The sequence below is a fragment of the Capnocytophaga sp. oral taxon 329 str. F0087 genome (assembly GCF_000213295.2).
GTDB lineage: Bacteria > Bacteroidota > Bacteroidia > Flavobacteriales > Flavobacteriaceae > Capnocytophaga > Capnocytophaga leadbetteri_A.
This window is the reverse complement of sequence record NZ_KN389993.1, coordinates 1-12,930: the sequence shown is the minus strand read 5'-3', so window position 1 is coordinate 12,930 and position 12,930 is coordinate 1. Positions and strand designations below refer to the sequence as shown.

The following is a 12,930-nucleotide window of genomic DNA, read 5'->3' as shown; positions in this document are numbered from 1 at the left end:
TTTCTGTTGATATACATAATCGGCGTGGCTGGGGCGGTATACCTCGGCTATATGGGCATAATCGGCTGAATGCTGATTTTCGTTTTCAATGATAAAACCAATGGGCGTACCGGTAGTTTTACCGTCTAAAATACCCGAAAGAAAACGCACTTTATCGCCCTCTTTGCGCTGGGTAACAATAGCCGACTGCCCTGGACGACGGCGGTCGAGTTCGTGCTGTATGGCTTCAAAATCTAAAAGAATATTAGGGGGACAGCCATCGATGATGCCTCCTAATGCTTCGCCGTGCGACTCGCCAAAGGTGGTAAGCCTAAAAAGTGTACCAAAGCTATTGCCTGCCATTTATAAGTCTTTCATTTTAGTTACTAATACTTCTATAAACTTGCTAATAGGCGTTTTGACCATCATAGCCATTACAGGATTAAAATCCCCTTTGAAGAGTAGTTGTACTTCGCTTTCCTTATCTGATACTTCAGCAATATTGGTAGTAAGCTGAAAAGGAATTTTGCCATTCGCTTCGCCTAATACTAACTGACTATGGGGGGTGGCGCTTTTCTTTTCTAACGAAATTTCGGGCATTCCCTTAAGGGCAAACACAAAAGAAGTGTCACTAAGTTTTTGAAATTTGCTGATGTTGTCGGGCATCAGGCGTTCAAAGGTTTCTACCTTTTCTAAAAGAGCAAAGAGGTCTTTTGCACTTTTGGGGACAATTGTTTTTGGGGTTTCTAAATTCATTGGATAATTTGCCGATTTGGTGCGAGCCGCACGAGCGATTTATTATTTTACTAAAACGGTTTCCCAGCCATCGTACTGGCCATTGGTATCGAGGGCTACATCTATCAAATCCCAAGTGTCGCTATTAATATCATCGACTGTATTTACTTTAGAAAGGATGAGATGATAGTAAGCCTCTTGAGAAGTATCGCCTTCTTCGGGCTCTACCCTACCGCTATCTTCTACCTTATACCCCAAAGCTATTACTTTGCTAAGGGCGTTGTTCATATCCTTTTCAGTATCAAAATACAACCAATGCTCTATAGGGCGCTGTTGGTCGGTATGGTCGCCTGACTCTTCACAATGGCGCTGTACCTCACTATTTTTGATGCTTTGATATTCGTAGATGTTTGGGTACAAAAACTCGCTGTAAGTCTTCCATTCAGGGTCAGTAACTACTTCTACTTCAGCTGTATAGTCGGTTGTATTAAAAGCCTCTTCTAACAAAGGGACTAAGGTAGCAGCATCTTGAGAATAGAAATACCAAGTAATACTTCCTTCAAAAGAAAAAACAGCTGCTAAAAGGTCCGTTTCTTTCAACTTAGGTATCAAAAGGGTATCTTCTATGTTATACAAAACATTACGCTCTTTGTCGAATGAAAAACCATTTTGATCAGGATTTTTAAGAGGGACACTTACTTGTACACAATAAGTAAATTGTGGGAGAGGTAAGTCAATTTCGCCAAGACCTAAGTTGACGCGAAACATAGCAGGCTTATCTTCTACTCTACCAATGTAGACAGCCCAGTTTTCAGGGATTTCTATTTTTTGCATAGTTATTTTTTTTGTTAATGTTTTTCGTATTTTATTGCGAATCTTTCAATTGTGTGGCAAAGTGGTTAAACGGTTGAAATTCAGTGTTGTATCGTCTTATGTTCGGTATATGTTCGGTATGTGTTCGCTCTTCCTTCGGTGTTGCTATATCCTTCCTATATCCAAAAAAAGGTAAGTTAATTGTTAAAACACTGATTATCAAGGGTAATTATTTTTTCGATTTACTATTTTGCCAATTATAGATTTATTGAAAGATTCGCAATGTTTTGACTAATAATTTGTCGATTTGTTAATTGCGCCACGTGTCAGGGCTTTTGCGCCATTCTTTGAGGGTGTCGAGTTCGTGTTCGCCAATATAGCCTATTTCTAAGGCTTTGACCAGCAGGTGGTCGTAATCGCTGAGAGTGTGGAGGGTGAGCTTTTCGGTTGCAAAATTAGCATTGGCTACCTCGAAATTATACGAGAAGATAGCTACCATACCTAATACCTCAGCCCCGAAGTCGTGGAGGGCTTTTACTGCATTGAGGCTGCTCATACCAGTGCTGATGAGGTCTTCAATAACAATTACGCGCTGTCCTGCTGTGAGTAAACCTTCTATCTGGTTCTGACGACCGTGTTTTTTAGGCTCAGGGCGCACATATACGAAAGGTAACCCCAAGGCATTGGCTACCAACATACCCATACCAATAGCCCCTGTGGCTACGCCTGCTACTACTTCGGCAGTGGGATAATGGCTTTTTATATAGGTAGCCATAGTATTGGCTACATAATTGCGAACCTCTGGAAATGAGAGGATTATGCGGTTGTCGCAATAAATAGGCGATTTCCAGCCACTCGCCCAAGTAAAATAATTTTCAGAATTCAATTTTATTGCGTTAATTTGCAGTAAAAATTCGGCGGTACTTTGTGCCGTAGTGTTATCTAATATCATAATGTTATGAATGAAATATTTTTAGACGATAAGTCGATTATTTTGACAAATGTACAAGAAAATATTGAGAATGAAAAATATTTTCGGTTAAAAGATGTAAGCCTTGATGAAATCATCGAAGCGCTAAGCCATAAGGGTGTAGATAGAATATACCTCTATCACCCTAAGGCTGAGAAACTTATGAAGAAATTTAAGCAGCTTATCCCCACTATAAAAGCAGGGGGTGGCATAGTGTATAATCAGGAGGGTAAGGTGCTGCTTATCAAACGAAACGGCAAGTGGGATTTGCCTAAAGGAAAGAAGGAAAAGGGCGAAAATATTGCCACTTGTGCACTGCGCGAAGTAGAGGAAGAAACGGGCGTAAAAAAGCTGCTCATACAGCGTTTTAGGACGATTACCTACCACATATTTAAACGCGATAAGCAGTACTTCTTAAAAGAAACTTATTGGTATGATATGACAACTACCTACAAGAAGAAATTAGTACCCCAAACGGAAGAAGGTATAGAAAAAGTATGCTGGAAAGATGAGGCTACCGCTAAAGAATTAGCAAAAAGCTCTTATAAGAATATACAGTTAGTATTTAGTCGTTAGGTGCGAGCCGCACGGGCGATTTTAGTGGCTAGTCGTTAGAATGTTAGTGGTTAGTCGCTAGTTGTTGTATTCTATATAAAACTTTTTAAAAATGAAAAACATTATTTCTTTTATTTGTCTTCTTTTAGGAGGCTCTACCCTTTGTGCACAAACACAATACACCGTAAAAGGTTTTGTGCATAATGCTTCGCTTGAAGGTATTGCTAATGTGGCTATCAGAGTATTGGATGCGGATACTAATGTAATAGTGAATGAACCTGTTACGGGAAACAATGGCCTTTTTAGCTTTTCGTCTGCTAAACGCAATCTGCGTATTTATATCGAGAGTACAGGCGATTACCTATCATATACCGGTGAGCCTTTTTTGCTGAATAAAAATATAGAGTTGCTCTCTATACCTCTCGCATCTTCTCTTACTTTGGAAGAGGTAGTGGTAACGGCTACAAAAAGGAAGTCCGCTGTGTATATGGAGCAAGGAAAAATAGTGTTTTCACCAAAAAATAGTCTTACTCATCAGCAAGGGACGGCTCTTGATGCACTGAAAAGCACTCCTAATGTGGTAGTGGACAATCAAAATCACCTGAGCATTGGCGGAAAAAGCAATGTGTTGGTTCTAATCAATGGCAAACCTACTTATATGCAGCCTGATGATTTGGCAAATTATCTAAAATCTATTCCTATTACACAAATTAAAAAGACAGAATTGCTACTCAATCCACCTGCTGAATACGAAGCGCAAGGAGGGGCTGGAGCAGTGAATATAGTACTCGATAAAAAGACAATAGAAGGGACATTCTTATCGCTGAACAATGGGGTATCGTATTGGTGGAATTTGCGACAAAACACTGAACTACAATTACAACACAGCGTGAAGAAAGGTATTTTGCATTTGGGGTACAATCACCAATTAGGACATTACGCAATGGATTACGGCAGCGAGCGCGTGCAAAACGGACTGCGCTACGAAAGTCCGACTGATGATACTGAGAAGCGCAAGACTATAGCAGGGCATATAGGCTATGATTATTGGCTTGACCAACACCACTCTTTAGGTGCACAACTGGCTGCTAACACGCTATTTGGAAAAGGAACGACCAGCACGACTACTCGCTTTTTCAACGCTTCTAATGTATTGGAAAAAACGCTATCGGGCTATAACGATTACTTTATGCAGAAAGCTAATCACTATAGCGCTAATGTTTATTATACTTTTAGTCCTTCGGATAATGAACGCTATCAGTTAGACATTGATTACGCTTTTTTTGATGGAGGCTCTGGCAATAGGCAACCCAACACCTATCGTTCGCCAGCAGGTGCGATACTTTCTCACGAAACCTACCTATCAGAAAACGATAGAAAAATACATATTTTGGCTACTTCTTTCCGTTCAGAATTACCCTTATGGGGCGGAAGCCTTACGGCAGGAGCTAAGTATTCGCAGGTATTTTCGGACAATAGTTTTCAGTTTTTTAGGCAATTGCCTACCTATAACCTCATAGATGTAAACCGCTCGAATGCTTTTGACTTCAAAGAGCGTATTTTTGCTGTATATGCCCAATATCACTACCCTATTACTGAACGTTTGAGTGCGGAGGTGGGCATACGCAATGAAACTACTTTTTCTAAAGGACAGTTATTGCCCGAAAAAGGGAGAGCTTCCACACCCCAAGAACACCAAAAGCACTATACTAATTTCTTTCCTACTCTTAATTTGCAATACCAATACAGCGATAACTTACAGCTATTTGCGGGTTATAGCACTCGCATCAACCGACCTGAATATCAAAATCTCAATCCGTTTGAATACCTTTTAGACGAACTATCGTATTGGAAAGGTAATCCGTTTTTATTGCCCGAAAAGATACAAAAAGCAACCTTTTCGGCTTCGTACAAAAAGACCTCTTTTACTATGGCTTATAGTTACTCTACCGACTTTTTTAGCAGTATCAATGAGCCTTTTCAAGCTAATAAAATCATTTCTATCCCTAAGAATATAGGCAAGCAGCACCATTTGCTCTTTTCGCTCTATCAAGAGCTAAATTGGGGCAATGGCTATCAGACGACTCTTACACCTAACCTCAGCTATATAGAGAACAAAGGGGCGGTAATAGAGGGGCGCACCTTGCACCTACACAGGTGGCAGTACAGCCTGACAATGCAAAATTACTTTCGCTTGCCTTACCAACTGAAAGGAGAGCTTACCGCCGTTTACAATTCGCGTAGATTGGCGGGTATCAATGAGATAGCTAAGTCTTCTGGCGGAATAGATATTGGTTTGCAACGTCTTTTCTTAAACGACCGCCTTACAGCTACTTTTAGCTTTACTGATATTTTTCACACCCAACGCTGGGATAGTGAGAGTCATTTGCCTAACTTAGACCTCTACGCATACGGTAATAGCGAAAGTCGGCAGGTGAAATTGAACATTACTTACCAATTTGGAAAAGCGAAAGAGGTACACACAAGCGAAGTAGAAGAGGTAGAGAGATTGTAATAATAAATAAACAACTAAAAAATGACAAAAGAAATACTAATAGTAGGAGTTGGTAGCTTTGCAGGAGGTGCCTTGCGCTATATACTCTCGGTAGGGCTTAGCAAGTTAGGACGCTTATGGGCTTTCCCCATAGGTATTATGGTAATAAACATACTAGGCTGCTTTTTGATAGGGGTATTGTATGGTTACTTCAAAAGCAAAGCTACTACAGACCCTGTATTGCCTTTGCTACTGATGACGGGCGTTTTAGGGGGCTTTACTACCTTTTCTACTTTTTCATTTGAAACCGTACAGCTGTTGCAACAAAACGAATTGCTAAAAGCAGTTTTTTACGTAGTAGGGAGTGTAGGATTGGGGGTAGCGGCGTGCTATTTGGGAATGAGACAATTTGGAAATTAGCAAATTAGGAAATTAGCAAATTTGAGGGGTAGATAGGGGGTAAAAGTTTTTCAAAAAAAGTTATCTCAGTTTTTGTTTATTAGACAAAAAGTATTATCTTTGTCCCAAATTCAAACAATATTTAAACAGCATTTAAAAAGATATAACATAAAAAACGACATATAGCGTTTCGCTTACAATTTTCCTATTATAGAAATACGACCAATTTTTCTGAAAATATCAAAAGGAAAAGAGTAGTGGAAATGCCTGCGGTTAAGCGTGGGCATTCCTTTTACCTTTTGATATTGCCTTTGGTCGGGCTTCTATAATGGGTGGTAAGGAATGGCTCACGTTTTTTATTAAACATAGTAATTAACTTTTAATAAATAAACCGTATGTCAGTATTAGAATTACACCCAGAATTAACCGAATATGTAGGTGAAAAATATGGTAAATGGATAATTCCATTTATTTTAAGACGCCCAAGGCTACTTTCTATAGGAGAAAGCCATTATCTTCCTGATGATAAATCCTATAGTGAAAAGGATTGGTATGAAAAATCTTCTGAAGCTTTAGGACTTTCCAAAGATGAAAAAGATTTTACTACAACAAGTAAAATCATTAACAATGATGTCATAAATTCTTCTGTAGCTAATCCTTCTCATAGTATATACAGATTTGTAGGAAATGCTTATAGTAAAAAGGGCTATAAAGAAGGTCTTAAAAATATAGTTTTTACCAACTACTATAAACGTCCAGCTGAGAAAAAAGGAGGTAGTATAAATAATACTAAACTTGATAATGATGTTGCTTTTGATGAACTTATGGCACTCATTAAAAGGAGAAAACCTGATATTATTTCTTTTCAAACTAAAAAAGGTGCTGAAAATTTCAGAAAAACAGCAATAGAAAGAAATAATCTTGAGGCTATAAAAATAGCTGAAAAAGCAGTTGTAACTTCACATCCTGCCTCTCCTCATCATCACAAGGATAAAGAAATTCTCCCTAAAGCATTAAAAGACTACTATCTAAAAGCTATCTGTTTTGCTTTTTTTAAAATGTCTATAATCCTTACCATCCTACTTCTCGCTTTTCTATTGTTTAGGAATTGCTCTTTTGAATCTCAACAAGAACCTACTGTCCAAACAGTTGTAGAAACTAAAGTAGCTGAACCTACGAAAGAAATTTGGAATACAGAGAAAGTGACAGCTGTAAAAAGCTCTTTAAACGGTTGTGAAACACTTACTAATGCTGCTAATTTTAAAACTGAATGGGAGAAAAATTTAGAAAATGCTAAAATCAATGAGGCAAAACAAATCGTTATTCCTTCTGTAGGAGTACTTTTTGAGTTAGGTTCATCTGTAGTAAGTGAGGAAGGCAGGAAGCTAATACAAGAGTTTGCAAGTGCTTATCTCCAGACTAATAAAGAAGTAACTGTACTAATAGAATCTTACACTTGTGATATTGGAACAGATGAAAACAATATGACTCTTTCAAATGATAGAGCTAATGTTATAAAAGCTGTATTAGAAAATATGGGAGTTACATCTGTTGAAGTAAAAAGTTATGGTGAAAGCACATACAATGATCTAAGCTGTAAAAGTAAAGAAGAGCACAGAAGAGGTAATATTTCTGTAAAATAACATTCTCAAAACAAAAACTCCCCTTGCAATCTTCTTTTGCAAGGGGAGTTTTTTTATAGGTAGTCGTAGTCATTATTTCTTTGGATTTTTGTAAAAATAAGCGGATTATTTCTTTGGATTTTTTTGAAAAATGCCGATTTATTTCTTTGGATAATTTTATTTTTTACTTATAACAAACTGACTTACAATGATTTTTGGCATAAGTTTTGCCTAAGGATTTATTAGGCAAAAAAAGCATTGCTCTACATCAATAAACATAAAACAATGAAGAGATTTTTATTAGGAATGGCTACGGCAGCGGTGGTGCTGTTAGTAGTTTATTTTTTCAAGGAGAAAAAAGAAGAAGAAGCGCGTTTGGAGGCTGATTCGGCACTTATACAAACGCAAATAGCCAATGTAAGTAAGTTGGTAGTAACGGAAGGACACTTCACTGAAGTCCTTTCATACGTAGATACTCAAAAATACTTTATGGATTGGTTTTCGTTTGACAAGCGCATCTTAACCATCGTAAATGCCGATGTAACGGTAGGCTATGACCTACATAAGATAGTTTTTGAAGTAAATGAGGAGCAGCGAAAAGTGATTATAAAATCATTGCCAGAAGCTGAGGTGAAGATTTATCCTAAAATGAAGTATTACGACATCACGCAAAGCCAAATAAACCCTTTTAAGGCGGAAGATGTACCCAAAATAGAGAAGAAAGTAAATGAAGTGCTCGAAAAGAAAATAGCTGCTTCTAGCCTAAAGAGCAATGCTCAAGACCGACTTATCTCTGAACTTTCTACTCTTATTTTTGCTACTCGTGCCGTAGGTTGGACTTTAGAATATAACAATACTCCTATAGACAATGAAGAGACAATTAAGAAATTAGCCAATTAGCCGATTTGTCGATTAGTAATAAAAAATGAGCCAATTAGTAAATGTGAAAATCACTAATTGGCTCATTTGCTTATCTGCTAATTGGCTTATTATATTTCGTGTTCGCCTTTGATATCTTTGTGTTCGTAATCGGCAATCATTAACTTTTCGTAGTCGGTTTTAATACCTTTACCAAAGCGTTTGCCTATATTGTCGAAAATCAAATACACTAAAGGTACTACAATAAGTGTAAGGAATAGAGAGGATAGAAGTCCACCGATGATTACAATTGCCAAACCTTTGTTCACCTCAGCACCTGCTCCATTAGCAATAGCAAGCGGAATCATACCTGCTACCATCGCAATAGTCGTCATCAAGATAGGGCGTAAACGGGCATGGTTTGCCTGTATTAATGCGGTTACTGTATCTTCTCCTTCCTGCTTGCGGTGGTTGGCAAAATCCACCAACATAATTGCGTTTTTAGCTACCAACCCGATAAGCATAATCATACCCAAAAGCGTAAAGATATTGAGTGACATATTGGCTAAGGCTAAAGCTATCAGTGCCCCAATAAACGACAATGGGATAGAGAATAATACCACAAACGGACGTGAGAAACTGTCGTACAGCACTACCATCACCATATATACTAATAAGATAGCCGCAAATAGCGATACGAATATGGTACCAAATCCTTCGTCTTGCATCTCTTGGTCACCTGCAAATACAAAGTGTACATTAGCAGGTTTCTGTAGGGTTTCTAGTTTTGTTTTCCATTCTGATACTACGGTACCTGTAGGGCGACCTACGGTTTGTGCTTGTACTGTTACTGAAGGCGACTTATCATAACGCTCTAACTGCGTAGGGCCTGATGCATAATTAATAGTAGCAAATTGGGAGAGTTTTATCTGTTGACCCATAGCGTTGATAAAGGTCATATTTTCTATATCATCTATTGATTGACGATTGCCCTCTTGGAATAGTATGTTGATATCATATTCAGAATCGCCAGTACGGAACTTACTATCATCATTACCATTAAACGCGGTACGCATAGTAGTACCTACTGTAGCTACATTTAGCCCTAATAAGGTCATCTTGTCGCGGTCTAACTCCACGTTTATTTCAGGGTTACCCGCTTCTGAAGTAAGTTTTATCTCTGTAGCTCCGTCAATAGTTTTAAGCAATCCGGCAGCCTTTTCAGCATACTGTTGGGCAGCTTCTACATTATCAGAAGTAACTACCAAAGCAATAGGCGCTTGTTCAGCTCCCATCATTCCGACAGGCACTGTCTTCACTTTAGCATCTACTAAATACTGACTGAGTTCTCGTTTTAGCTTAGCGGCTATCACGTTAGTAGATTCGCTACGTTCTTTCTTATCTATAAGGGTAAGCTGTATTTCTGACTTATAAGCGGTAGCTTGTGTGCTTCCCATACCGCTGGTAGACTGTCCTACAGTAGTAATCATACTTTCTACCAAAGGTTTATTGGTACCCTTTACTTTTAGATTGCGCAGATAATTTTCAGCTTTTTGTGTTATAAAGTTAGTCTGCTCTAAGGAAGCATCTTTATTAAGTTCAAACTGTACTAAAAACTTCCCTCTATCCATATTAGGCATAAATTCAGCCCCTATAAAGCCTGTAGGAATAAGAGAGCAAGAGCCTATAAAGAGGAAGAATACCAAAATGATTGTTTTCCATTTGTTAGCAAATACCCATACCAATAAGTCAGAGAAAAACTGCGTAAAGCGTTTGAGATAACTCTCAAAACCTATAGCTATCTTTCCTAATACCGAATTAGGATTAGCGTGCTCTAACTTACCAACACGTGAGTACAACCAAGGTACTACTGTAAACGACATTAGCAACGAAAGCATTGTAGCAATAGCCACCGTCATACAGAACTCGCGGACAATATTCACTACTATAGAGTTACCGATAGAAATAGGCACGAATACCACCACAATCACCAAAGTAATCGCCATAACCGTTAGTACGATTTCTTTTGAGCCATCGAAGGCTGCGCGGACTTTGTTCTTGCCCATTTCCATATGGCGGTGTATGTTCTCAAGCACTACAATAGCATCATCGACCAAAATACCTACCACCAACGAAAGAGCTACTAAGCTCATCAGGTTGAGGGTAAAGCCAAAGAAATACATACCTATAAAGGCAGCAATAAGTGAGGTAGGAATAGACACCATTACAATAAGAGCGTTGCGCAAACTGTGCAAGAAGAAGAACATCACAACAGCCACCAATACTATAGCTAAGACAAGGTCGAACATCACTGAATTAGCAGCATGTAGAGTAAACTCACTGGTATCTTCTGCCAATAACATCTTTACGCCTTCATTTTTATAAGTCTGCTCTATTTGTTCCATTTTCTTGCGTACTAACTCGCTTACCGATACCGCATTGGCATCAGTTTGTTTAAGCACTTGCAACAAAAGCGTATTTTCTTGGTCTATACGAGCTATTTTTTCAGCTTCTTCTTCAGTATCTTGCACATCAGCAACATCTGAAAGTCGTATCTCTACTCCATTTTGTGAAGCTAAGGTAAGATTACGCAGCTGCTCTACATCTTGAATTTTACCTAACAAACGTATAGAGGTACTATTTTCACGCGTTTTAATTTTACCCGCAGGAATTTCCATATTAGAAGCCGCAATGAGCTGTTGTACTTGCCCTATAGAAAGTCCATAACCTTCTAATTTTTTAGCGTCTACATTCACACGTATTTCACGCTTACGCCCCCCGATGATATTCACTTGTGCAACCCCTGGTACACGCGAAAGCTCAGGTTGTATCTTCTTATCTACTAAATCGTAAAGCTCTTGAGAAGAGAGTTTAGAAGTTACCCCAATAGAAACGATAGGCAAATCAGAAAGAGAGAATTTGCTAAGTGAAGGTTCTTTAGCATCAGTAGGCAAATTAGCTCGGATAGCGTTAATCTTTCGCTGTGCCTCATTGAGGGTGTTATCTACATTGGCATCATTGGTAAGCTGTACTACCACCACTGAAAGACTCTCATACGAATACGACTGTATCTTCTTGATATTCTCTAAAGCAGATACCCCATCTTCAATCTTTTTAGTAACTGTACTCTCAATTTCAGAAGGTGAAGCACCAGGATAAATAGTAGAGATAGTTACCACATTCACTTCAAACTTAGGGATAAGTTCGTAGTTCAATAGTTTATAAGAATAAAAGCCTCCTAATAATAATAAGGAAAGCATTACAATCAGCACACTAGGGCGCTTGATAGAAAGTTTAATTAAGTCCATTTGTTATTCTTTGTAAATCGAGTGCAAAGGTAGTATAAAAAACTTAATAAACAAAAAAAGTTTCCTAATATCAAAATAAAAAACTACCTGAGAAGCTATAAGTATATTACTTCTCAGGCAGTTATTTTTAGATAAAAATCTTATAACCAATTATTTAGCAGGGATATTCTTCAGTATTGATAATAAGAATTTCCAGAATTTCTGTACTGATGCTATATTTACTCTTTCAGCAGGTGAGTGTGCTCCTTTAATAGTAGGACCAAAACTTACCATCTCCATAGTAGGATAGTTAGTACCAAGTATACCACATTCTAAACCTGCGTGGCAAGCTACTACTTGTGGAGTTTCGCCAAAAAGGGTTTCGTATTGCTCTTTTACTATTTTGAGTATCTCAGCATCTACTTTAGGTTCCCAACCAGGGTAGCTACCTGTATACTCTACTTCAAAACCTGCTAACTCAAATGCGGCTCTAATGGTATCTGCTAAGTCATTCTTAGAAGTCTCTGAAGCCGAGCGAGTGAGACAGTAAACATTTATCTCGCCATTCTTTAGCTCAACTCTTGCTATGTTATTGCTTGTCTCCACAAGATCTGCAATACTTTGACTCATCTTGTATACGCCATTGAAGGCTGCATAAATAGCCCTTAGCACATCTCCTTGTTCTTCTATTTCCATTACTCTCTCAGGCAGAGTTGTAGGTGAAAGCAACACATCAAGAGTAGGTTCAGTAACTGCATATTCGTGTTGTAAATCGCGAGTAAGTTGTGCTATTTCTTTCTCGAAGGCTTCTTTTTCGTTTTTATCTACAGTGATAATCGCTACACTCTCACGCGGAATAGCATTCCTAAGACCACCTCCATTTATCTCTGCTATATGTAGGTCAAACTTCTCTGAACAAGTAAATAACAGTCTGTTCATCAATTTATTAGCATTGGCATAGCCTTTGTGAATGTCCATACCACTATGCCCTCCGTGTAGTCCTTTCACTGATAAGGTATAAGCTACAGCTTCTGTAGGAGTAGGTATAGTATCATACTCTCTGAAGGCTGATACATCCACCCCACCAGCGCATCCTATATCTATCTCGTCATCTTCTTCAGTGTCTAAGTTCAGCAAGTAAGCTCCTGACAATAAGCCTCCTTTCAAACCTTTAGCGCCTGTCATACCTGTTTCCTCATCAATAGTAAAAAGAGCTTC

11 protein-coding genes are annotated in these 12,930 nt (G+C 38.4%); 5 read left to right on the top strand and 6 right to left on the bottom strand.

The genetic code is table 11. From position 1 onward, the window contains the following. The 4 genes from HMPREF9074_RS03805 to pyrE form a co-directional block, all read right to left on the bottom strand. Positions 1 to 342 (bottom strand): chorismate synthase (locus tag HMPREF9074_RS03805; RefSeq protein ID WP_034539732.1); only part of this gene is annotated, 342 nt, incomplete at its 3' end. Further along, positions 343 to 735 (bottom strand): hypothetical protein, encoded by a 393-nt coding sequence (locus tag HMPREF9074_RS03800; RefSeq protein WP_009392944.1) that lies wholly within the window; start codon positions 733 to 735, stop codon positions 343 to 345. Positions 736 to 777: 42 nt separating this feature from the next. Beyond that, positions 778 to 1,548 (bottom strand): DUF695 domain-containing protein, encoded by a 771-nt coding sequence (locus HMPREF9074_RS03795; RefSeq protein ID WP_009392945.1) that lies wholly within the window; start codon positions 1,546 to 1,548, stop codon positions 778 to 780. Between the two features lie 289 nt (positions 1,549 to 1,837). Next, positions 1,838 to 2,479, bottom strand: coding sequence for an orotate phosphoribosyltransferase (gene pyrE, locus HMPREF9074_RS03790; RefSeq protein ID WP_009392946.1), 642 nt, complete (start codon positions 2,477 to 2,479; stop codon positions 1,838 to 1,840). 6 nt (positions 2,480 to 2,485) lie between these two features. Between pyrE and HMPREF9074_RS03785 the strand changes: the two genes are divergently transcribed. From HMPREF9074_RS03785 to HMPREF9074_RS03765, 5 genes are all read left to right on the top strand, one after another. Then, positions 2,486 to 3,073 carry an NUDIX hydrolase gene (locus HMPREF9074_RS03785; RefSeq protein ID WP_009392947.1) on the top strand — a complete coding sequence of 196 codons (588 nt, stop codon included), beginning with the start codon at positions 2,486 to 2,488 and terminating at the stop codon, positions 3,071 to 3,073. A 91-nt stretch (positions 3,074 to 3,164) separates the two neighbouring features. Next, entirely contained in the window at positions 3,165 to 5,567 is a 2,403-nt protein-coding gene (locus HMPREF9074_RS03780) for a TonB-dependent receptor domain-containing protein (RefSeq protein WP_009392948.1), read from the top strand. 21 nt (positions 5,568 to 5,588) lie between these two features. Then, a complete protein-coding gene (gene crcB / locus HMPREF9074_RS03775) occupies positions 5,589 to 5,966 on the top strand; it encodes a fluoride efflux transporter CrcB (RefSeq protein ID WP_009392949.1) in 378 nt (125 codons plus the stop codon). Between the two features lie 374 nt (positions 5,967 to 6,340). Further along, positions 6,341 to 7,588, top strand: a complete 1,248-nt coding sequence (locus HMPREF9074_RS03770; RefSeq protein ID WP_009392950.1) for an OmpA family protein — start codon at positions 6,341 to 6,343, stop codon at positions 7,586 to 7,588. Between the two features lie 264 nt (positions 7,589 to 7,852). Then, positions 7,853 to 8,467: a DUF4230 domain-containing protein gene (locus HMPREF9074_RS03765; RefSeq protein WP_009392951.1), complete on the top strand. Its 615-nt coding sequence runs from the start codon at positions 7,853 to 7,855 to the stop codon at positions 8,465 to 8,467. Between the two features lie 89 nt (positions 8,468 to 8,556). Here the strand turns inward: HMPREF9074_RS03765 and HMPREF9074_RS03760 are convergent, their stop codons facing one another. Further along, entirely contained in the window at positions 8,557 to 11,733 is a 3,177-nt protein-coding gene (locus HMPREF9074_RS03760) for an efflux RND transporter permease subunit (RefSeq protein WP_009392952.1), read from the bottom strand. A 150-nt stretch (positions 11,734 to 11,883) separates the two neighbouring features. After that, the coding region (pepD, locus tag HMPREF9074_RS03755; protein WP_034539728.1) for a beta-Ala-His dipeptidase at positions 11,884 to 12,930 on the bottom strand (1,047 nt) is incomplete at its 5' end.